Annotated in this window: 24 protein-coding genes; 11 read left to right on the plus strand and 13 right to left on the minus strand. The window is 41.4% G+C overall.

What is annotated here, in order from left to right; genetic code table 11:
• Window positions 1–2 precede the first annotated feature (2 nt).
• Window positions 3–470, plus strand: coding sequence for a 6,7-dimethyl-8-ribityllumazine synthase (gene ribH / locus CUU64_RS16075; protein ID WP_101634634.1), 468 nt, complete (start codon window positions 3–5; stop codon window positions 468–470).
• Between the two features lie 112 nt (window positions 471–582).
• Here ribH and CUU64_RS16080 read toward each other — a convergent pair whose 3' ends face one another.
• Window positions 583–852 carry a hypothetical protein gene (locus tag CUU64_RS16080; RefSeq protein WP_101634636.1) on the minus strand — a complete coding sequence of 90 codons (270 nt, stop codon included), beginning with the start codon at window positions 850–852 and terminating at the stop codon, window positions 583–585.
• Window positions 853–990: 138 nt separating this feature from the next.
• Between CUU64_RS16080 and CUU64_RS16085 the strand changes: the two genes are divergently transcribed.
• On the plus strand, window positions 991–2,178 hold the full coding sequence (locus CUU64_RS16085; RefSeq protein WP_101634637.1) for a DHH family phosphoesterase: 1,188 nt from the start codon (window positions 991–993) through the stop codon (window positions 2,176–2,178).
• A gap of 221 nt (window positions 2,179–2,399) precedes the next feature.
• Here CUU64_RS16085 and CUU64_RS16090 read toward each other — a convergent pair whose 3' ends face one another.
• The 7 genes from CUU64_RS16090 to CUU64_RS16120 form a co-directional block, all read right to left on the minus strand.
• Complete coding sequence (locus CUU64_RS16090) at window positions 2,400–3,260, minus strand: YihY/virulence factor BrkB family protein (RefSeq protein ID WP_101634638.1); 861 nt, start codon at window positions 3,258–3,260, stop codon at window positions 2,400–2,402.
• Window positions 3,261–3,400: 140 nt separating this feature from the next.
• A complete protein-coding gene (locus tag CUU64_RS16095; RefSeq protein WP_101634639.1) occupies window positions 3,401–4,624 on the minus strand; it encodes a cation:proton antiporter in 1,224 nt (407 codons plus the stop codon).
• Window positions 4,625–4,628: 4 nt separating this feature from the next.
• Window positions 4,629–5,126 carry a cation:proton antiporter regulatory subunit gene (locus tag CUU64_RS16100; protein ID WP_101634640.1) on the minus strand — a complete coding sequence of 166 codons (498 nt, stop codon included), beginning with the start codon at window positions 5,124–5,126 and terminating at the stop codon, window positions 4,629–4,631.
• Window positions 5,127–5,327: 201 nt separating this feature from the next.
• Window positions 5,328–5,894 (minus strand): tyrosine-type recombinase/integrase, encoded by a 567-nt coding sequence (locus CUU64_RS16105; RefSeq protein WP_101634641.1) that lies wholly within the window; start codon window positions 5,892–5,894, stop codon window positions 5,328–5,330.
• Window positions 5,895–6,059: 165 nt separating this feature from the next.
• The gene (locus CUU64_RS16110) at window positions 6,060–6,623 is read right to left on the minus strand and encodes a thioredoxin family protein (protein ID WP_101634642.1); all 564 of its coding nucleotides are present in this window, start codon (window positions 6,621–6,623) and stop codon (window positions 6,060–6,062) included.
• Between the two features lie 170 nt (window positions 6,624–6,793).
• Window positions 6,794–7,801, minus strand: a complete 1,008-nt coding sequence (gene mreBH / locus CUU64_RS16115; protein WP_101634643.1) for a rod-share determining protein MreBH — start codon at window positions 7,799–7,801, stop codon at window positions 6,794–6,796.
• A gap of 269 nt (window positions 7,802–8,070) precedes the next feature.
• Complete coding sequence (locus CUU64_RS16120; protein WP_101634644.1) at window positions 8,071–9,327, minus strand: MDR family MFS transporter; 1,257 nt, start codon at window positions 9,325–9,327, stop codon at window positions 8,071–8,073.
• Window positions 9,328–9,626: 299 nt separating this feature from the next.
• Between CUU64_RS16120 and CUU64_RS16125 the strand changes: the two genes are divergently transcribed.
• Window positions 9,627–11,279 (plus strand): M20/M25/M40 family metallo-hydrolase, encoded by a 1,653-nt coding sequence (locus CUU64_RS16125; protein WP_101634645.1) that lies wholly within the window; start codon window positions 9,627–9,629, stop codon window positions 11,277–11,279.
• 247 nt (window positions 11,280–11,526) lie between these two features.
• Here the strand turns inward: CUU64_RS16125 and CUU64_RS22125 are convergent, their stop codons facing one another.
• Window positions 11,527–11,685: a hypothetical protein gene (locus tag CUU64_RS22125; protein ID WP_180954636.1), complete on the minus strand. Its 159-nt coding sequence runs from the start codon at window positions 11,683–11,685 to the stop codon at window positions 11,527–11,529.
• A 148-nt stretch (window positions 11,686–11,833) separates the two neighbouring features.
• On the opposite strand from CUU64_RS22125, the gene CUU64_RS16130 reads away from it, so the two are divergent.
• The 6 genes from CUU64_RS16130 to map all read left to right on the plus strand — a co-directional run bounded on the left by CUU64_RS16130 (window position 11,834) and on the right by map (window position 16,447).
• The gene (locus tag CUU64_RS16130) at window positions 11,834–12,208 is read left to right on the plus strand and encodes a DnaJ family domain-containing protein (protein WP_101634646.1); all 375 of its coding nucleotides are present in this window, start codon (window positions 11,834–11,836) and stop codon (window positions 12,206–12,208) included.
• Between the two features lie 136 nt (window positions 12,209–12,344).
• Complete coding sequence (gene motA / locus CUU64_RS16135; RefSeq protein ID WP_101634647.1) at window positions 12,345–13,136, plus strand: flagellar motor stator protein MotA; 792 nt, start codon at window positions 12,345–12,347, stop codon at window positions 13,134–13,136.
• A complete protein-coding gene (gene motB, locus CUU64_RS16140) occupies window positions 13,129–13,896 on the plus strand; it encodes a flagellar motor protein MotB (protein WP_101634648.1) in 768 nt (255 codons plus the stop codon). Before motA ends, motB begins: the two co-directional genes overlap by 8 nt.
• Window positions 13,897–14,353: 457 nt before the next feature.
• Complete coding sequence (locus tag CUU64_RS16145) at window positions 14,354–14,638, plus strand: late competence development ComFB family protein (RefSeq protein ID WP_257985552.1); 285 nt, start codon at window positions 14,354–14,356, stop codon at window positions 14,636–14,638.
• A 261-nt stretch (window positions 14,639–14,899) separates the two neighbouring features.
• Window positions 14,900–15,415: a type 1 glutamine amidotransferase domain-containing protein gene (locus CUU64_RS16150; protein WP_101634649.1), complete on the plus strand. Its 516-nt coding sequence runs from the start codon at window positions 14,900–14,902 to the stop codon at window positions 15,413–15,415.
• A gap of 285 nt (window positions 15,416–15,700) precedes the next feature.
• Entirely contained in the window at window positions 15,701–16,447 is a 747-nt protein-coding gene (gene map / locus CUU64_RS16155; protein WP_101634650.1) for a type I methionyl aminopeptidase, read from the plus strand.
• A 104-nt stretch (window positions 16,448–16,551) separates the two neighbouring features.
• Here the strand turns inward: map and CUU64_RS16160 are convergent, their stop codons facing one another.
• From CUU64_RS16160 to CUU64_RS16175, 4 genes are all read right to left on the minus strand, one after another.
• Window positions 16,552–16,797, minus strand: coding sequence for a DUF2164 domain-containing protein (locus CUU64_RS16160; RefSeq protein ID WP_180954637.1), 246 nt, complete (start codon window positions 16,795–16,797; stop codon window positions 16,552–16,554).
• A 39-nt stretch (window positions 16,798–16,836) separates the two neighbouring features.
• Window positions 16,837–17,352, minus strand: coding sequence for a molybdopterin-guanine dinucleotide biosynthesis protein B (gene mobB / locus CUU64_RS16165; protein ID WP_257985556.1), 516 nt, complete (start codon window positions 17,350–17,352; stop codon window positions 16,837–16,839).
• Window positions 17,346–18,611: a molybdopterin molybdotransferase MoeA gene (locus CUU64_RS16170; protein ID WP_101634655.1), complete on the minus strand. Its 1,266-nt coding sequence runs from the start codon at window positions 18,609–18,611 to the stop codon at window positions 17,346–17,348. Before CUU64_RS16170 ends, mobB begins: the two co-directional genes overlap by 7 nt.
• A gap of 320 nt (window positions 18,612–18,931) precedes the next feature.
• Complete coding sequence (locus CUU64_RS16175) at window positions 18,932–19,156, minus strand: DUF1128 domain-containing protein (RefSeq protein WP_101634657.1); 225 nt, start codon at window positions 19,154–19,156, stop codon at window positions 18,932–18,934.
• Between the two features lie 247 nt (window positions 19,157–19,403).
• Between CUU64_RS16175 and CUU64_RS16180 the strand changes: the two genes are divergently transcribed.
• Together CUU64_RS16180 and CUU64_RS16185 are read left to right on the plus strand one after the other, a co-directional pair.
• Window positions 19,404–19,775 (plus strand): hypothetical protein, encoded by a 372-nt coding sequence (locus CUU64_RS16180; protein WP_101634659.1) that lies wholly within the window; start codon window positions 19,404–19,406, stop codon window positions 19,773–19,775.
• A gap of 45 nt (window positions 19,776–19,820) precedes the next feature.
• The gene (locus tag CUU64_RS16185; RefSeq protein ID WP_180954643.1) at window positions 19,821–20,654 is read left to right on the plus strand and encodes a YihY/virulence factor BrkB family protein; all 834 of its coding nucleotides are present in this window, start codon (window positions 19,821–19,823) and stop codon (window positions 20,652–20,654) included.
• Window positions 20,655–20,662 lie beyond the last annotated feature (8 nt).

Below are 20,662 nucleotides of genomic sequence, written 5' to 3' on the forward strand. Positions count from 1 at the left end.
GCATGGGACAAGTATTTGAAGGAAATTTAATTGGCACGGGTTTAAGAATTGGGGTCGTAGTAGGAAGGTTTAATGAATTTATCACAAATAAATTGCTTAGCGGTGCAATGGATGGATTGAAGCGCCACGGTGTTGATGAGGCTGACATCGATGTGGCATGGACGCCGGGAGCGTATGAAGTACCAATGATCGCTAAAAAGCTGGTGAATACCGGGAAATATGATGCAGTAATAGGACTTGGCACCGTAATCCGGGGTGCTACAACCCATTACGATTACGTTTCTAATGAAACGGCTAAAGGTATTGCTTCGGTATCGTTAGAAACGGGCGTACCAGTTATATTTGGTGTCCTAACCACAGAAAATATTGAACAGGCTATTGAACGGGCAGGAACAAAAGCAGGAAACAAGGGATATGAAGCAGCTGTTTCCGCAATTGAAATGGCGAACCTCGGTAAAATGATCGGGTAAGGCAAATCTCACAGAGACTATAAAGACTTAACTGGCGAAACCAGCGTAAAAAACCGGAAGGGAATAATCCTTCCGGTTTTTTTAGAAGATCTTTAAACTAGTTAATCCTATCTTAGCTATATGATTCAATCGCTTGATCCAGTGCGTTAAACGCCTGGCCGAATGCACTAGAAGATGAAACATCCCCTGCAATGTCCAACTGCCGTTGGGCATGATGGGCCTGTGTTACCGCCGTAATCACATTTTCAAGCATTTCTTTTTTTTCACCGGCTGATTCCTTTGCCCCTTCCAGCATGTCAATGCATTGTGCGAGCCTTCCTGATTCAGGATGGTCATAGGTGTATTCCAGGATTTCTTTTGCTTGCTGTAATAGTTCTTTCACTTATATACCCCTCTTTTCCTGTTAATCACCATTATTGTAGACATTTCAGTAACCTTTATTCAGAAATGGAATTGCGCCATAAATGACGGGGTAAAAGGGAATACTAGCAATAGGAATATTTACAGGGGAGGAATTAATGTGTATCGTCTTTTAACACACAACGATTTGGACGGAGTAGGCTGCGGCATTCTTGCAAAACTTGCGCTTAAGGAACATGTAGACGTCAGTTACAACTCTATTTCAGGACTTAATTATCAAGTCGCGGCATTTCTTGAAAGAGGGGATGTGGACACAGAGTTATTCATTACCGATTTATCAGTTAGCGAGGAAAATGAAAAAAGAATTTCTGACTTTGTCTCTTCAGGAGGAAAAGTGAAGTTAATTGACCACCATCTTTCAGCCGAGCATTTAAATCAATATGGCTGGGCTTCGGTCACGGTGTCCCAGCCCAATGGGAAGCAGGCATCAGCGACTTCGTTATTTTACCGTTACCTGGTCCAAAGGGGGCTTCTTAAATCAACAGCCATCATGGATGAATTTGTTGAACTTGTTAGGCAGTATGATACGTGGGAATGGGATGCGAACAACAATGTTGCAGCAAAACAGCTGAACGATCTATTCTTTATGTTTTCTATCGATGAGTTTGAGGAAAATATTATCCAAAAACTCACTCAACAATCCACTTTTTCCTTTGATGAGCTCGAGAAGAAGCTGCTTGATGTGGAAGAAGACCGAGTTGAAAGGTATATCCGCAGAAAAAAACGAGAGGTTTACCAAATGGAGGTCGGCAAGTATCTTGCGGGAATTGTGCATGCCGAATCTTACCATTCCGAGTTGGGGAATGAGCTTTCTAAGGAGTTTCCACATTTGGACTACATAGCCATGATTATGGTCGGAGGAAAGCGCATCAGCTTAAGGACGATTCATGATGATGTGGATGTTTCAGAAGTAGCCGCCGAATATGACGGCGGGGGCCACCAAAAAGCATCAGGCTGCAATTTAACCCCAAAAGCCTTTCATGAGTTTGTGGAAAGGACATTCCAAATCGAACCATTGAAAAGGGATGCCTTCCGCAACAGATACAACAATAAAGGTTCGGCGCAAGGGAGTCTATATTTAGGGAAACACGACGAGAAAATCTTTGTATACTTAGAGGAAGGAAACGGATGGTTTTTCGAAATTAATGAGAAAAAGGACGAGCAGATGTTTCCTGATTTCCGTACCATTGAAAAGCATATTAAACGTGACTATTATGCTTATTTGGCAAGGGATGATAGATTTGTTGAGTATTTATTGAATTTTCACCAAAGGATGAAAGGGAAATAGGCATTAGTTCATACAGCCTGCTATACGATTGCGGGCTGTTTGTGTGTGGAAGGGACATGTTATTTAACATCGTGAAGATACAAGAAGCTGAAAAGCTTTCTACCCTTTAATTTTCATCCCTCAGTCAAATCACACAGTAAATCAACTAAATTTTCAGGATTTCCACAAAGCCTGAACGATTTTTATCATAATAAAAACACCCGGCAAAAGCCGGGGTGTTTTCATGTAGAGATAGGGGCAGTCTTGGAACTGGTGCGTTTGCTGGCAACAGTGGATTGTCTATGGAATAAGGCATTAATTTCGCCGCCAATCACCAACGCAAGCCCTGTCAGGTATAACCATAGCATAAGGACAATCACACCGCCCAAGCTTCCGTAAGTGGATGAATAGTTTCCGAAATGGGACACGTAAAAGGAAAAACCTAAGGATATTATCTGCCAAATAACTGTGGCGGCTACAGCTCCTGGAATCACCTGCTTAAACGGATAGTGTTTGTTCGGGGCAAAGCGATACATCATTGCCAATACAAAGGCTATGACCACGATGGCAACGACCCAGCGGAGAATGCTAAACAAGATTTGCATGCTCTCGGGAATAGAAACAATTTTATTTATCAAGTCCAATATGATTTTACCGAAAACAGGAAGGGAGAGCGCGACAATAAAAGCAAGGATTAATCCTAGTGTCAATCCGATCGAAAGCAATCTCGCTTTAATGAAGCTCCTTGTTTCATCAACATCAAACGCAATGTTCATAGAATGGATAAAAGCATTCATTCCATTTGATGCAGACCAGAGGGTACCGAGAATACCAAAAGTCAATAATCCTCCATTTCGATCGCTGACAATGGTAATAATATTGTCTTTAAACACATCTGATGTCTCGGCTGGCATCACAGTTCCTATAAAATCAATCGCTTTCTGAGGTTCAATGGACAAATAAGGCACAATGGAAAGGAGTAAGATCAGCATAGGGAAAAGTGCGAGCATATAGTAATAGGCCTGCTCAGCCGCTAATCCTGTAGCACGATCCTCCTTTATTTCTTGGCCGAGCATTTTCCCAAAGGAAATCAGTTTGTTCATATTCCAGCATCAACTCCTGATTAATTGCTAAGTATAACAACCCTTTTCCCGATTGTCTGCCCAATTAACCCTACAAAAGAAGATTTGCTTTACGAGCTGAGACTTTATTGCTGTGACGCACTGGGGGACTGACCCCCAGTTCAGTCTGAAGATTGTTCTCGTGCTTTGCTTGTTTTTTGGCTCCATCTAAAAATCTTATCCAATATTTTATATATATTTTTAGACTCCCTTGTTAATAGTGGCCCGAGGATGGCGAGGATTAAAACATAGAGTGCTGAGAATGGTTTTAAAACAGGCATGAGTCCGCCTGCAATACCCAGGTTGGCCATGATGATGGAGAACTCTCCTCTGGAGACAATGGTCAACCCTATATTTGTGGAAGCTTTATGCGACAAACCTGCCCGTCGTCCCGCAATCATGCCAGCAATAAAGTTACCGAGTATGGTCAATACCACAGCGCCTAAAGTAAGCCATATTGCACCGCCCAAAGTAAAGGGATCAATGCTTAAGCCAAAGCTAAAGAAAAAGATCGCACCAAAGAAGTCACGGAATGGAACGACTAGATGCTCGATGCGGTCACTATGTTCCGTTTCGGAAAAAACCAAGCCCAGTAAAAGCGCACCAATAGCCTCTGCGACGTGGATTGTTTCTGAAAAGCCGGCAATGAAAAACAGTGAGGCAAACACCACAATGATAAAAATTTCATCTGAGGAGATATCAAGTAGCTTATTTAAAAGAGGTGTGGCTTTCCTGGCCACTATAAAAAACAAGAGCATATAGCCGAGGGAAATAAGGATGGACGTAAGGGTCCCCATAAGACTTGTTGCATTACCTAGAACAAGACCAGACACTACGGAAAGGTAAACAGCCAAGAAAATGTCTTCAAACATTATGATTCCAAGTATTAATTCCGTCTCTTTATTCCCGGTCCTTCTAAGGTCGACAAGTACTTTGGCCACGATAGCACTCGAAGAAATGGTAATGATACCAGCAATAATTAAAACTTCCAGGAGGGGAAAGCCCAACAGTAAAGCATAAAGTACCCCAATGGCGAAATTAATTAAAATATAAATCGTTCCCCCGGTTACAATAGACCTCCCTGATTTAATCAACTTTTTTATGGAAAATTCCAATCCAAGATAGAAGAGGAGGAACAATACACCGATTCTCCCAAGAAAAGCAATGATTTCTTGACTCTCGATAAAACGCAGGTCAATAACACCGAATTTTGGTGCATGAGGGCCTACAAGCATTCCAAGAATAATCAAAAACGGGATGATTGAGAAGTTGAATTTTCCGGCCAATACTGCTGCAATTGCTACTAATACCAGAGCAGTGCCGACCTCAAGAACCAAGTGATCCATTCTATTAATCCCCCCTTTCGTTAGTTAACAGTTCTTTAATCATTTTTTTAAGTTCCTGGCGTTCTCCTGAAATGACTACTGTATCGCCTGTTTCTATTACGGATTCAGGTCCTGGGCTTAGCTGTTTTTTCATATTCTTTTTTAGGATGGCTATGACGGTTACATTATAATTACTTCGTACATCAATTTCCCCGATTGTCTTCCCGATGCTGCGCGCGCCAGGTTCTACCTTGAACCATTCAATAGCAAGACCTTCAAAAGCCATCTCAATCGTTTCCAGTGCTTGTGGTTTATAAACCATCCCGCCTAGTATGGCAGCGATCTGACGAGACTCGGAATCGTTAAACGTCACACTTGAAACGCTTTCTTCATGATCTGTATCGAAGTGGTAAATTTCTCGCCGTCCATCATCATGGATGACGATGACAACCTTCTCGTTATTACGAGTAATAACCTCAAATTTTTGGCCAATGCCTGGAAGCTCGATTTCTCTGATTTTCATTAAAAATTCCTCCTTGATTATTTTTATCATGCACATACAGTATTGTCCTTACCTTTTTCGCGGTAATCTAATTTAGTTCCGTATTATTACACATAACTATAATTTTAGTTCTAAAAAACGAGGCCTTACCTGAGAAAGTTGAATTTAGTTGAAAGCTAGGCGCATATTGCGAGACCCAGTTCATTTTTTGTATTTTCCAAGTTATAGATTCACGTCTATTACCGTCTTAATATTTTCATCTTTTTGAATGCCAAGGTATTTAAGTGTTTCGGAAGGGGTGGCATGATGGAAGTGTTTCTGGATAAGAGTAAGAGAAACACCTTGTTTATAAGCGTGATATCCAAAAGTTTTTCTCATGGAACTTACACCATATTTACCTTGTATCCCTAAGCCATCAACAGCCTGGTGAATGATTCTATGCACTTGCTGGCGGGTTATCGGTTTGTTTGTCTTGGGAGAGACGAATAAATAATCTTCGCTTTCAAATCTGGATGTCAGAGAGTAAGAGAAGAGGGCGTTTTTAGCCTTTCCGTTAAGATAGACTTCTTTTTCGGGATGGTTCTCATATGCCGGTAGTGTGCAGAAATTTTTAATATTCCCTTGTTCATCGACCACGTCCTTTACTTTCAGATTCAGGATCTCATTTACTTTCAAGCCGGTGTTAATACCTAGGACGAAAAACAAATAATCTCTTTCAGAGTGTGCCTTCAAAAATTTCTTAATTGCCTGTATTTGTTTAATATCTTTAAAGGCTTCGACGTAGTCCAAGGCGATCACTCCTGTATATTACTTTACTTAATTACAGTATAACGCAGGTTTATGTAACATTCAAAACATAGGCATCCATAAAAGATAGCATCCGCAGGTAACCCCTAGAATATATATTTCTCTCACTAAAAGGAAGAGGCGGCATCTCATTGGATGCCGCCTGACTCAATCTATTTTTTGGATGGTGTTTTTTATATCATCTTTTATGTGGTTCCATAGGACCTCGTCTGTGGTAAACCGGCTGGTCACAGATTCAATGAATAAATGAAAACTTGCTTCATAGGCCGGATCTTCCTTAGCAGGAATTGTGTTCCTAAGTTCATCAACGAAAGCCTGCACTTTAGGTGCCCGGGGACCCCATTTGGAGACTTCCTCTCCATTTTGATTAATAAAAATAAAAATCGGTATGGAACGGGCTGTACCATTGGTTAAATATTGGTCCATCAATTCAAGGTTTTCATCGCGAATTAAGTAGCGCGTGTCGATATTGGCATCCTCAGCAATTCTCATTAATATAGGAAGATTAACCATGGCATCGCCGCACCAGTCTGCGGTTAGTACAATTGCGCGAAGCTTCTTTTCCTTAATTGATGTAATCTCTGCCTTATCTTGTTCCTTCAACTGGAATCTTTCGTAAATCGATTCAAGACTGTCTTTGTGTTTTTGCATACTTCCTATATATTCTTCTTTCGTCAACCCTTTATTGAACCAGCTATTAAGTGAACTCATATGGCAATCCTCCGCATTATCAATCTTTTCTTAATGATAACTTGCTTTAATATAAATATGAAAGCAATATGCAATCATAATTCTCAGATATTAAAATGCTTAAGAAGGATAGCAGCTGACTCATAAAAAAGACTCCCGCGGCCATTAAGCGGGAGTCTGATATACTTCGATTATTTAGCAGCTTTTTGCAGTTTGTGGATGACATCAAGGGAACGGCCCGTGCCGATTGCTACGGATTCAAGTGGATTTGGGGCAATATGGACGGGAACAACGATTTCGCTGCTTAGCCAATCCTTCATGCCGTTCAGTAGAGATCCTCCACCTGTGAGTACAACTCCCTGGTCTACGATATCGCCGCTCAATTCCGGAGGGGAATCCTCCAGTGTAGCCCGGATGGCTTCAAGGATATGAAGCAGTGACTCGCGGATCGCGTCCTGAATTTCGTCAGAATGAAGCGTAACCGTTTTTGGCAGGCCGGTTACTAAATCACGGCCTCTTACTTCCATTGATTTGCGTTCATGTTCGATTAATGCATAGCCAATTTCCATTTTGATCAATTCAGCCGTTCGCTCACCAATGAGAAGATTGTATTTTTTTCTGACATATTGCACGATATCTTCATCCAATTGGTCTCCGCCAATTCTGATGGAATTGCAGGAAACAACACCGCCGAACGAGATGATCGCTACTTCGGTAGTTCCTCCGCCAATATCTACAACCACGTTCGCTATCGGCTCATCTACTGGAAGATCTGCCCCAATTGCAGCGGCAACAGGCTCTTCTATCAGATGTACATGCTTTGCACCGCAGCTTTTCACTGAGTCATGGATGGCGCGGCGCTCAACCGAGGTTGAACCGCTAGGCGTGCAGACAACTACGTTAGGCTTGCGGATTGAAAAGCCTAGCTTCTTTCCTGCTTTTTTCATTATTTGCTTCAGCATCTGTGATGTAATATCAAAGTCAGCGATAACGCCATCCTTTAATGGGCGTACCGCAATGATGTTTCCTGGAGTTTTGCCGATCATGTTTTTGGCATCAGTTCCAACAGCCAATACCGTTTTGGTTTCAGTGTCAATGGCCACAACTGATGGCTCATTCAATACGATTCCCTTGTTTTTACTGTAAACAAGCGTATTGGCAGTTCCTAAATCAATTCCTATTTCTATGCTAGATAACAATATAGCCACTCCTTTAATCAGAGTTTGAACCCCATATAAGCATTCTACAGAAACTTGTCGATTTATGGGTGTAGGAATTTGTGGAAATTGCTAACTAACTTGTTTAAAACCATTGATATATAAGGGTTTTAGCCGCGATGGAACTCGTTGTTAAGTTTGCATGACAGTTATTACTAATTCTGACATTTACGACATGATTTTGTCATAACAAATAGAAAACGGCCCATTCTTTATGGACCGTTTTCTATCAACCCGCATGTTATGCCTTTTTAAGTATCAAACCGCCTGAACATAATGGAATAGAGCAATGCGCTTAATAACGTAAGGACACAAAGGGTGGTAAATGTCCCCATGTAACCGATCCATTCTGTCATCGGTATCGCAATTGGAGCAATCATCCTTCCAATTGTATACCGGAGGCTTGCTGCAGCAAAATATTGCCCACGCATGTGCTCCGGGGCAAGCTTGGAAATAAAGCCTTGCTGTATGCCAGCCGTCATCAGTTCCGCAAACGTGAACACAGCCATTGAGAGAATCAGTCCCCAAATCCAGTTGGTGATTCCGAACATGACCATGGATGCCCCATACATAATTGATGAAATGATAAAGACATTCTTTTCCTTATATCCCGCCATCCATTTGGTAATGACGATTGTGAGCAACGCTACGAGAAATCCGTTTTCCGCAATCAGAAACCCGAAAAGCTGCTCGCCCCTAATATCAATAGACCAACTGCCACCGAAGAAAAATAAGGTTTGGGCCTCTACCGTTTCCTTTACATATACAGGAATAAGCAAATCCAGCTGCATAAAGGTCTGGCCGACAAGCACACCGGCCAGGATGAAAAGAAGAAAGGTCTTATCCCGAATAATAACCTTATAGTCTTGCAGTTGGTGGAGCAAAAAGCTATACCAGTTTCCAGATGTCCCGGAAGCTTCCATTGCATGGAATGGGGGAGCGGTTTCCGATATCCATTTTCCTAGAACAAGGCCCAATGCGATATTTAATAAACCGGCCATTAGTAAAAGTTCAAATCTGTGTTCCGCGTAAAAAATTCCTCCAAGGATCGGGCCAATCACTACAGCTATATTGATGGATGTATAAAAAACAGCAAATACGTCGTTGCGGTTTTTTTCATCGGTTACATCTGCCACCATTGCCTGGCTTGCAGGCCAATAGAATGAACCAAAAATGCTTACTAGAGTAAAACAGATAAAGCCAAGGATCGGCGAGTCACACCACGGGGAGCTTGCATAGGCGAAGAATAGGAAAGCAACGCCTTGGCCAAAAGATGACAAAACCATCATTTTTTTTCTGCCGAACCTATCCGCACAATAGCCTCCTAGTATATTGGCTACAACAGAAAACACTTGGGAAAGAATGAGCAGAAAACCGGCCATTGATTTTCCGAAAGACTCTGTAAAATAGATGGCCAAAAAGGGAAAGAACATCCAGAAGGTTATATTAACAAGCATTTCTCCGGTCAGACGGATTTTTAAGTTAAAGTCCCAATCTCTTAGGTGCATAGTATATTCCTGCTTTCTTGTTCCTGAGCAAAAAAATTTTCCATTATAAATCATACAGTCATGCTATAGATGAAAACAAGCATAAAATGAATAATGTAAATGGAATTTTGCTTCCAACTAAATAAAGGGAAAACAATGTCGAAATTACGAGATATTTCCCGGACAATAAATTTCTGTCTGTCATGTAAAGATGAAAGAAACAAAATAGAGGAGTTATATGCTCCGCTATAACAAATACTCAAACGGCGGAAGAATACTCAGAACAACCATGTAACATGGTTTTGGCGGGGTGAATAAATTTGGGGGAAACATCATATTGGAACAACAAGGATAGAATCCTAGCTTTGGTAAAGAGACTTGTGAGAATTCCAAGCATTGCCGGCACAACAGATGAAAATGTAATGGCAGACGAACTCCTGACCATTTTAAAAGAAATACAATATTTCAGGGAGAACCCAGACCTCATTTTTGAAAAGCATATTGAAGGAGATTTTTTGAATAGGAAAGCTGTTGCTGCTTTACTAAAAGGATCGAAGGGTAAATCGAATAAGACCGTCATTCTTTTAAGCCATTTTGATGTTGTAGGTGTAGAAGACTATGGCTATCTCAAAAATTATGCATTTGACCCCGATGCCTATTCGGAGATATTAAAGGAACATTCGCTTTCAGAGGATATTATGAAAGAATTACATTCAGGCAGTTGGCTTTTTGCTCGCGGCATAATGGATATGAAGGCCGGCATTGCGCTACATATCTCCCTTTTGGCGGAATATGCTAAAGAAAGAGATTTTGAAGGTAATATCCTTTTTCTGTCCACCCCTGATGAGGAAAGGAATTCGGAAGGGATGTTTGCAGCTGTTGAATTGCTATCCAGCCTCAAACAGCAGTATGGCCTTCAATACAGCATCGGGATCTGTTCAGAGCCTTCCTTTGCCAGTTATCCGGGCGATGATTCAAAGTATATTTATCTGGGGTCTGCCGGAAAATTGCTCCCCATGGTATTTTGCAACGGAAAAGAAACCCACGTAGGCGAGCCTCTAGAAGGTGTCAATGCATCCTGGATGGCAGCAGTGTTTACGGCGAACATGGAATTGTCCAAGGTTTTTATTGACCAGGATGGAGAGGAGCGGAATCCGCCGCCGACCTGCCTGAAACTCACAGATTTAAAAGAACAGTATAATGTTCAGACACCTACCGATGCCTATGTATTATATAACGTATTAACATTACGGCAGACTCCCGATGACGTAATGGGTAAGCTAAGATTGATAGCCGAGCAGAGTGCAAGGGAAATCCTGGAGAAGATGAGGGAAATGTACACCTCCCATGTAGGATCTGAATTGGATTATGTTAAGCCAAGGGTCTATACATATTCCTACCTTTATCGCCTTGGAATAGAACAGTTTGGGGAAAGGTTTGAAAGGGAAATGGAGGAGGTGCATGATCAACAAACGGATCCCCAGTTTGATTACCGGCAAAAGACAGTGGAGCTGGCAAAGAAAATCAGCGGGTACTTTCAGGATATGGCTCCATTTTACCTCATCATGTTTGCTCCGCCGTATTATCCCCATGTAACGCTGCAAAAGGACGGAGGGAGGGACGAAAAGATCCGTTCGATAGCAGAGGCGGTCAGTAAAATGGCAAAAGATATGTATGGGCAAGAGATAAAGCTGAAGCAATTCTTTACGGGGTTGTCCGATGTCAGCTACTGCCGGCTGCTTGATGCTGACCGTGTCATTCCTTCGTTAAAAGATGAAATGCCCCTGTATGGAAAGAAATATAGATTACCGCTTCAAGAGATACAGGAATTGGACATCCCGACCATTAATCTTGGCCCTTATGGGAAGGATGCCCATAAACGGACAGAACGTTTAGAGCTTAGTTTTTTCTTGGAAACACTGCCCCATCTAATGAAATACACGGTGGACTCTGTTCTCTCAAATGAAGGATAAGTTTAGACCTAAAAGCCGAGGAGTTACTGCTCTTATATTTTGAGTTATTTAAGAGCGTGTAAGCTTAAAAGGTATCTCCAGGCTTCCGGGGCTCACCAAAAACGGTGATGCCCCTTGTCAAAGACAGATGACTTTTAGTAAAAACGATAGAGTAACTGTAGAATATTTGTTATCCTTACCTAAATATAAAAAGAGACATGCCCACATTGAAATATGCTACCTATGGGGCATGCTTTAAAAAAACGTTTTATTTTAAATCTCCAGTTCTGTTTTTAAATGCTTCAAGGGCGACGATATCAGGTTCCTCATGTTCACCGATATGTTCTTTTTTAGGTGCTATGCTATTTTTAGGGAATTCACCAGGATGCCCTTTTTTCTTTGAATTAAAATGCTGACCTCTGCTCAAGACATAATCATCTCCTTTATCCTACTACCTTAAAGTTTGGCCCATCTATACAATAATTATGTCCCGACCTGCTCATGAATTGGGAAGTAAAGAATATTGCATGATATAATATGACCGCCTGAATACACACAGAGGGGAATGAGCGTAAATGGACTTTGTTCATATTGTGGCCGAAGATAAAATCCGCAAGGCCATACAGGATGGGGAATTTGATCATTTACCAGGAAAGGGAAAACCTCTGGTCATTGATGAAATGCCGGGAATACCGCCGGAGCTTCGAATGGCATACAGAATGTTAAAAAATGCCGGGATGCTTGAAGAAGCGGACAATGGGTATCGAAAAGAATTGATGCGCATTGAGGATCTATTAGCCTCATGTGAAGATGATACCGAAAGAGAAAAACTGCAAAAGCAGCTGAATGAGAAACTTCTTGCTTTTAATAAGGTCATAAAGAAAAGGAATGTTTCAAACAGCACAATTTTCAAAGAATACCAACATAAAATAGATCGACTATTTAAATAAGATTTTTTTGAAAAAGACATTTCTACTTAGGGAATGTCTTTATTGAGTTAGACGAATTTACCTAAACCTATTCATCTTTTTCGTTTTCCTTCCGATATAAATAAGAGATTAGAAAAAAATGAATGGGTGAGTTCTCATGGATAAAACATCGTTAGTCGGAATACTTCTAGGGATTGTAGCCCTAGGGGTAGGGATGACGCTTAAAGGAGTACCCGTAAGTCAACTTGCAAACCCTGCGGCTATCTTAATCATTATTGCCGGTACAGCGGCAGCCGTAACTACAGCGGTTCCTGGTTTCGAATTGAAGAAGCTTCCGAAGTTATTCAAAATCCTTTTTCAGGAGCCAAAACTGGAGAAACCTGAGGAATTAATTAAAACTTTTTCAGAATGGGCAGTCGTGGCGAGAAAAGAAGGGCTTCTGGCTCTGGAAGGCATTGCTGAACAGGTTGAAAACCAATTCTTAAAAAATGGTTTAAACCTTGCTATCGAGGGCCAAAACGCAGAGTATATTCGTGATCTATTAACTGAAGAAATTGAAGCCATGGAGGAAAGACATGCTGCCGGTGCCGCTATCTTTACACAGGCCGGAACGTACGCGCCTACGCTTGGTGTATTGGGTGCTGTGGTAGGACTCGTTGCTGCCCTTGGAAATATGGCAGATACTGAAGCCTTGGGACACGCCATTGCAGCAGCATTTATTGCAACGTTAATGGGTATTTATACCGGATATGTGCTATGGCACCCGTTCGCATATAAGTTAAAGCGTAAATCACAACAGGAAGTGCGCATAAAACAAATGATGGTAGAGGGGATTCTGTCAATCATTGAAGGAGAAGCTCCAAGAACGATCGAACAGAAACTAGCATCATACCTGCCGGCTGAAGAGCGAAAAAAATTGCTTGAAGGCAGCGTGAAGCAGGATGGCTAGGAAGAAGAAACACAAAAAACACGAAGAGCATCTCGATGAATCCTGGTTAGTTCCATATGCAGATATCTTAACACTTCTCTTGGCGCTATTTATTGTTTTATTCGCCAGTAGCTCGGTTGACGCAAATAAGTTTAAACAAATGTCCACTGTATTTGAACAAATCTTTGATGGTGGAACAGGTGTAATGGACCACCAAAGCCCTGTACAAACTGACACTCCTTCTGATACAAAAGAAGCTAAAACAACTAATAATAATCAAACAGCTAAAGGAGCTCTTGGAGAGAAAGAGCAGAAGGAGCTTACAGACATTCAACGGAAAGTAAATCAATATATCCAGACAAAACAGCTAACTAATAAGCTGGGCACTTCGTTGACAGATGAAGGATTGTTAGTAACAATCCGTGACAATGTCCTTTTTGAATCTGGGAGCGCTGAGGTTCCGACAGAAAATAGGGAAGTTGTTAAAGAAATATCAAATTTATTGATAATGGACCCGCCAAGGACCATTGTAATTAGTGGCCATACGGATAATATACCCATCGAAACACAGCAATATAGTTCAAACTGGGATTTAAGCGTGATGAGAGCTGTAAACTTTATGAAGATATTATTGGAGAATAAGAAATTGAATCCCGAATGGTTTAGCGCAAAAGGCTTTGGTGAATTTAAGCCCGTTGCCTCAAACAAAACGGATCAAGGCCGCTCAAAAAACCGGCGCGTAGAAATCTTAATCATGCCTCGGTCGGCGGCCAATCAATAATAATTAGTAGAACCTGTCGGGAGACAGGTTTTTTTACTTCTGCAACGTCACATGTATAGTCAAAGTTATTCCTCGGCAGGTGTTTGGGATGGGGCAGGAGCAGGCATACACAAAACCATTAGGAAACCGGAACGGGCTATAAAAACGATCGGAATGGCAAAATTTAAAACATGAAGCATGGCCATTTCAACATCCTCCGTTTTTCCAGGATTGATTTTTATACCATTTTTATATTCACAATTAGTCACGCAGAACACAATTTCGTCAGAAAGTTCATGATTTTTTTGGTAGTGTAATCCAGTTGGCTACAGGGAGTGAGTGGAAGGCTTTTTAAAACAACTACTGGAATTAGTTGGAATGTTCGAAAACAGGTTTCCACTCAGCGATATTTTTGATAATAATAGATTAAGAAATTTCCCAGGAGAGTTCCTGCTATTTGTATAATGGAAGTGAGTAGATGGAAAAAGATTATGTCAATGTTATGGAAGAAATCGTGTACACGATCGTGAATTTCTTGATGTCCGGGACAGAATATCAAACTTTTTGCAAGTGTTCAAAATGCAGGAAAGATATTATTACGCTAAGCTTAAATAAACTCCCAAGCCACTACGTTACAACAGAAGAAGGAAGACAAAGGATTTATGAACAGCTCAACACCGCGGAAAATAGAAAGTGGATTAATAAGCGAATCATTAGCGCGATACATGTGGTCGGGAAATATCCGCAGCACGATAACAAGTAGGGTCCAAAGAGTGCACTTCTACGCATCTTTCAACAAAGAGGGAAGGGGTTAGAAACCAGGCCCTCCCCTGCATTCAGCAGCAAGATGTTGATCCAATACCAATAGTTATTGATCCAAAAATCGAATTATATGCAATCGGCAGGCCGGCTTAACTAGGCTTGCCATTTTTTATATTCACACGTATATCTACGTTTAACAGCGTAAACAAAGGGAAGAAATATAAGGTCAAAACAATCATTTAACTAAAGGGGAGGAAGTATGATGGCTAAAAGAATAGCTTGTGTAATCACTGACATGTTCGAGGACTCTGAATACACCGAACCAGCGAAAGCCTTTCAAGAAGCGGGCCATACGGTGGTAGCGATTGAGAAGGAGCAAGGAAAAACAGTTACGGGGAAGAATAAGGAGGCCACTGTTAGCATCGACGAGAGTATCGACAATGCAAATCCTTCTGACTTCGATGCTTTGTTTATTCCAGGTGGTTTCTCTCCTGACCAACTTCGCGCGGATGAGCGCTTCGTAGCATTTGCTAAATCGTTCATGGATGAGAAAAAACCGGTATTCGCTATTTGCCACGGTCCTCAATTGTTAATAACAGCCAAGACTCTCGAGGGGCGAAATGCTACAGGCTATAAATCGATTAAAGTGGATATGGAGTATGCGGGCGTTACTTACAAGGATGAAGAAGTTGTCGTTTGTGGAGGTCAGCTTGTTACAAGCCGTGAACCTCGTGACATACCGGCCTTCAATCGTGAGTCATTGAGTCTGCTTAACTAACTTCTACGAGGCTGTGTTGTAAGGAATAGTCTAGTCCCTACTATAATTCAATCTGTGGGGGGGAATCAGTTCCTTTATGACACAGCCCCCTCTATTTTCTGTAATAAACTCACCTCCAACAAGATTTTTCCATATATAATTAAGGATACATCCCCTCAAGTAATCTTCATAAGCCTCATAATTCATATCTCGTATTATTTGGAGTAAAATAGAGATAGTTTCAATGAAAAGGGTGTATTTCCCTCGCGGAGGTATCACTTTATTTCGGTAAAGGAAGTGTAATAGTTGATCGTATTGAAGTCAGAGCGCGAAATCCAGGCTATGCATGAGTCGGGAAAAATTTTGGCGGCGTGCCATAGGGAAATCGCTAAGATGATTGTACCCGGAATTACTACCTGGGAGATTGAAGAATTTGTAGAGAATTATTTACGTAAAGCGGGAGCAACACCTGAACAAAAAGGATATAAAGGCTACGAATATGCTACTTGTGCCAGCATAAATGAGGAGATTTGCCATGGGTACCCACGAAAGTCTCCTTTAAAAAATGGCGATATCGTTACGATCGATATGGTTGTAAACTATAATGGCGCACTTGCTGATTCTGCGTGGACGTATAAGGTCGGCAATGTCTCACAGGAAACAGAGCATCTACTCAAAGTGACAAAAGAATCGTTATATAGAGGAATTGAACAGAGTATTCCAGGAAACCGCATTGGCGATATTGGACATGCGATTCAAACATATGTCGAGTCTGAGGGCTTTTCAGTTGTCCGTGACTTCATTGGCCATGGAATAGGGCCATCCATTCATGAGAAACCGGAAGTTCCGCATTATGGCCTGCCTAAGAAAGGGCCGCGCATAAAAGAAGGAATGGTCTTTACAATTGAACCGATGGTGAATATAGGAACGTATCAATCTGTAAGAGACCCAAATGGTTGGACGGCATCAACCGCTGATGGAAAATACTCCGCCCAGTATGAACATACCATTGCAATTACGAAAAATGGCCCGATGATTCTTACCGAACAGTGAAACACAAAGAGCTGCCCCATTAGATGGAGCAGCTCTAAGACTTTAGACAAACCCTAATTATAATTTGCTTTTTTTGGGGCATATGTTGGCCCCCGCAGGTTTACTTAGTTTTTTATCGGCCGTTCAAGCGATGTTAGATCCTCATCCATCATCATTACTCTGTCTTGAACGACAGCTTTGGCGTCTTGAACACCCCTGTTATAAATATAGGGTCCGATTTCCTTTATAATGAATTCTAAATAGTTCTCAGCTGCAAGTTCTCCGATTTCTTCATCGAATTCACGTTTAACATATTCCTTGATAAGGGATTTCATCGCACTTTTCTGGTCTAGCGGAAATTTAATAAACATTAAGCACCTCACCATGGCATAGTTTGCTACCCATTAACTTCATCTTGATTTTCTAAAAAACCAGTCGCTAAAGCCGTCCAAGTTTACGTCAAAAGCAGGTACTCCTGAGATCTTGCTTTTACTAGGTCCTTTCATTTCGGGCCAGCAAATGACGGCTTGAATATTTTCGAGCTCTTCCAGCAAGACAAGGTCGCTTTCATGCCTTATTACTACTGCCTTAGGAAATGTTTTTCGTTTATAACCTTCAATAAGGATTATGTCCGGATTGAAGGTTGCAAGAATATCAATATTCTTGCTTAGTAAGTCACATCCAGCTGGCAGGCTTGCAGTAAGCTGGATGGTTCCAGCGCCTTCCACTAAGGCTGCCTGTGCGCCACTTGTAAAAAGCCTTGTTGAGTCTTTGTCGGGCAAGTCGGGCGCGCCGCCATGTCCATGGTGTTTGATTACGGATACAGTAAGCCCAGCCTGATTTAACTGATGGGTTAGCTTGGAAATAATCGTTGTTTTGCCACTATTTTGATAACCTACAATTTGAAATATATAGGGTTTTACCATGGCCAAGCGCTGCCTTCCTGATCATCGAGGAGAAGGGCGAAGACGGTGTCTCCTTCCGTAAACCCGCGTGACCCGCCAGGTAGGATGGTGAGTGTATTGGATCCCGCCAGGCTTGTAATGATATTTGATTTGTCCATGCCGCTAGGGACAACCGTCAATTGTCCGTCCATATAGCTAAGCTTTGTTCGGACAAATCGCATAAACGGATTTGGCTTTTTAAAATCGGCACCTAATTTAGCCTGTACTTTTTGAAGGTGCGGTTTATTGGAAAACAACATTGTTCTAACAATAGGCCTAACAAAGAGCTCAAAGCCTACATAGCATGCAGAAGGATTGCCGGATAGCCCGAATAAAATCTTGTTTTCCAAAGATGCGATAGTCGTAACACTACCCGGCCGCATTCCTACTTTATTAAAAAGGACTTCGGCACCGAGCTTATCATAGATATCAGGCAAAAGGTCATAATCACCAACCGAAACTCCTCCTGTTGTGATAAGGAGATCCACTTTCTCTAATTCTGTACGGATTGCTTCAAAACTAACTTCCAGATTGTCGGCTAGTTGTCCAAAATAGAGAACATCCGCACCTGCGCGCTTAATTTGTGAAGAAATCATATGAGAATTGCTGTTTCTGATCTTCCCTGGCTGGATCGGTTCAGAAACATCCAGTAGTTCCGATCCGGTAGCAAAAAGACCGATTACCGGCTTTTTTGCTACCGGCACCTTATCGTACCCGAACGTTGCAAGTACCGCTTTTATTCCAGGGTTTATGATTGTCCCTTTTTCGACAAGAACATCCCCTTTTTTGGCATCTTCACCCTTAAAGGAAACATTTTCCCCTTTTTTGAGAGAACGTTTGAAGCGTATGTAGTTTTTGCCTTCTTTTTTAAATTCTTCAGACAATTCGAGCATAAGAACCGCATCACATTCAATTGGCATCTGTGTCCCTGTCATGATTCGGACAGCTTGATTCTCCTGTACCGGAATTTGTGGTACCATTCCGGCACCAAGCTCCTCCACGACTTCAAATTCAAGTGGATTTTCTCTCGAAGCCGAGGCTGTATCTGAGGACCTTAAAGCAAAACCATCATAAGGTGCCCGATTAAAATGGGGGACATCATGCGTGGCTACTATATCTTGAGCGAGAAAGCGCCCGTCACACTCCGAAATGGATACCCATTCCACTGAACCCTCCAGTTTCTTGCTCATCACTTTCTCAACTGCTTCAGACACACTGATGGGTGTCCTGCGCTCTACCATGCTGTTCACTCCAGTCTTTTATATAACATGGGCTTTATAATAAGTAGCCCTTTTTGATTCTAAGTATCAATATTTACAATACAGTAAAAATCCCTAATTAAACTATATCAAAATCATACGAAGGATGGTAATGATGCATATTGCAAATGAAATTTGTTGAAAGGAATGCTGATATATGTTGAAATTACCCCTATTTTTTGGATTTCGTTAATATACCATGGATATGGCTGAAGATCATTCACACTTACACAGACATCCTTGCAAAACAAAAAACAGACAGTGAAAACCGTCTGGATTTAATTTATATCTTTAGTTTTTATTTATTGATTTCTTAACTTCCCAAGTTCTTCGGCTATTGCCTGCATCTCACTAGGACTGAAATTGTTTTTCTTCATCACCATTTCATAAATTTCAACAAGCTCTTCGTACATTTCCGCGTTGAAGTGAGTAGATTTAATGGCACCAATATTCATTACCTTCAGTTTCTCTTTAATCGCTTCAATTATGTATTCCACATTTTCTGCTGTATTTTTTGTTAAATCCATAAAAAAATCCACCCTTCAAGAATTTTATTTTCATCTTTTCACGATTGGAGCGATAAGTCAACTACTAGATGAAATTGGACCTTTAAAAGGAACTGCCGAAAAATAACCAACAATAAGATTGTCGGTTTCCGCAGATAATAAATGCGAAGAAGCCTATACAAGCGCATAGATTCTTCCAATAAAAATTAAATCAACAATTACTTCCATACTCCCTTACTGAAAAATCACATCAAGAGGAGGTAGCAAAATGGACGTCTATCAGAATAAAACAAGAAGCAGATTTATGCAAGCTATGTTATATGGTGCAATTGCTGGGGCAGCAATCAGCCTATTCGACAGACAGACACGCTATTCGGTCATGAATAACAGCAGAAGATATCTAAATGATATGAGAACGATGGCTTCACACCCAAATAGCACCATGAATCAAGTGAAAGAAGCCACAAGCAAGCTTCGAACAACGATGGAAAATATTGCAGAAGATGTTGCATTCATCTCTGCCCGAATGGATGAGATAAAAGAAATTCCGCCCCAATTGGCCGAAATGGTTAGGGAAACAAAGGATGCATTCGTTTCCGAGGATGGTCTACATCACGTAAACCAAACCTTAAAACATTAGCTCAGGACAAACCTAGGTTAAGGATCTTCAAGAGGTGGGAGTATGATGGAAAGACAGGAAAGGGCAAAACGGCCATTCATGATCAGTCTAATTAAACGCATGTCCGGGGATGAAGCTACAGGTCTCGCAGCACAACTAGCCTATTTTTTCCTGCTTTCACTGTTCCCTCTCTTGATTTTTTTAGTTGCAATCCTGCCATACTTATCTTTATCCTACCAGGATATTCTGAATCTTGTACGAGGTTATGCACCACAGGAGTCCATGCAGGTTATCGAGAGAAACCTCAATGAAGTATTAAAAGGTAATGGAAAGGCTCTCACTTTTGGTATTTTTGCCACATTGTGGTCTGGCTCAAATGGAATTAATACAATGGTACGGGCCTTTAATAAGGCCTACGATGTCGTAGAAGACCGGCATTTCTTAGTTGCACGGGCGATGTCCATTGTTCTGACTATTGCCATGATTTTTGTTTTTGTTGTTGCCTTACTTCTTCCCGTGTTTGGAAGACAGATCGGGCTATTTTTAACTTCCAGCTTCGGGCTGTCTGACGAATTTTTGCATATATGGAATGCAATGAGATGGGTAGTGAGCTCCCTTGTATTATTTTTCGTCCTGACGATGTTATATTGGATTGCACCCAATAAAAAGATTAGCTGCCTGAGCGTGTTGCCAGGCTCTCTTGTTGCTACGATTGGCTGGATCCTGGTTTCACTTGGATTTTCGTTCTATGTAGAAAGGTTCGGCAATTATACCTCAACATATGGAAGTCTTGGCGGAATCATCGTGCTCATGATCTGGTTTTATTTATCCGGATTCATTATTATTATTGGAGGGGAGGTCAATGCAATCAAAAGTGACCGAAAACAACCCTACTGCTGAACGCATAT

This window comes from Bacillus sp. V5-8f (assembly GCF_002863565.1).
Lineage (GTDB): Bacteria > Bacillota > Bacilli > Bacillales > DSM-1321 > Peribacillus.

Coding starts and splice junctions, on each gene's coding strand:
- CUU64_RS16100 (WP_101634640.1), bottom strand. CDS start 5,126: ATGAAAATCAGAGAAATCGAGCTTCCAGGCATTGGCCAAAAATTTGAG.
- CUU64_RS16185 (WP_180954643.1), top strand. CDS start 19,821: ATGGAAAGACAGGAAAGGGCAAAACGGCCATTCATGATCAGTCTAATT.
- motA (WP_101634647.1), top strand. CDS start 12,345: ATGGATAAAACATCGTTAGTCGGAATACTTCTAGGGATTGTAGCCCTA.
- CUU64_RS16110 (WP_101634642.1), bottom strand. CDS start 6,623: ATGAGTTCACTTAATAGCTGGTTCAATAAAGGGTTGACGAAAGAAGAA.
- CUU64_RS16090 (WP_101634638.1), bottom strand. CDS start 3,260: ATGAACAAACTGATTTCCTTTGGGAAAATGCTCGGCCAAGAAATAAAG.
- motB (WP_101634648.1), top strand. CDS start 13,129: ATGGCTAGGAAGAAGAAACACAAAAAACACGAAGAGCATCTCGATGAA.
- CUU64_RS16120 (WP_101634644.1), bottom strand. CDS start 9,327: ATGCACCTAAGAGATTGGGACTTTAACTTAAAAATCCGTCTGACCGGA.
- ribH (WP_101634634.1), top strand. CDS start 3: ATGGGACAAGTATTTGAAGGAAATTTAATTGGCACGGGTTTAAGAATT.
- CUU64_RS16170 (WP_101634655.1), bottom strand. CDS start 18,611: ATGGTAGAGCGCAGGACACCCATCAGTGTGTCTGAAGCAGTTGAGAAA.
- CUU64_RS16150 (WP_101634649.1), top strand. CDS start 14,900: ATGGCTAAAAGAATAGCTTGTGTAATCACTGACATGTTCGAGGACTCT.
- CUU64_RS16095 (WP_101634639.1), bottom strand. CDS start 4,624: ATGGATCACTTGGTTCTTGAGGTCGGCACTGCTCTGGTATTAGTAGCA.
- CUU64_RS16180 (WP_101634659.1), top strand. CDS start 19,404: ATGGACGTCTATCAGAATAAAACAAGAAGCAGATTTATGCAAGCTATG.
- CUU64_RS16130 (WP_101634646.1), top strand. CDS start 11,834: ATGGACTTTGTTCATATTGTGGCCGAAGATAAAATCCGCAAGGCCATA.
- mobB (WP_257985556.1), bottom strand. CDS start 17,352: ATGGTAAAACCCTATATATTTCAAATTGTAGGTTATCAAAATAGTGGC.
- CUU64_RS16145 (WP_257985552.1), top strand. CDS start 14,354: ATGGAAAAAGATTATGTCAATGTTATGGAAGAAATCGTGTACACGATC.
- CUU64_RS16160 (WP_180954637.1), bottom strand. CDS start 16,797: ATGTTTATTAAATTTCCGCTAGACCAGAAAAGTGCGATGAAATCCCTT.
- CUU64_RS16175 (WP_101634657.1), bottom strand. CDS start 19,156: ATGGATTTAACAAAAAATACAGCAGAAAATGTGGAATACATAATTGAA.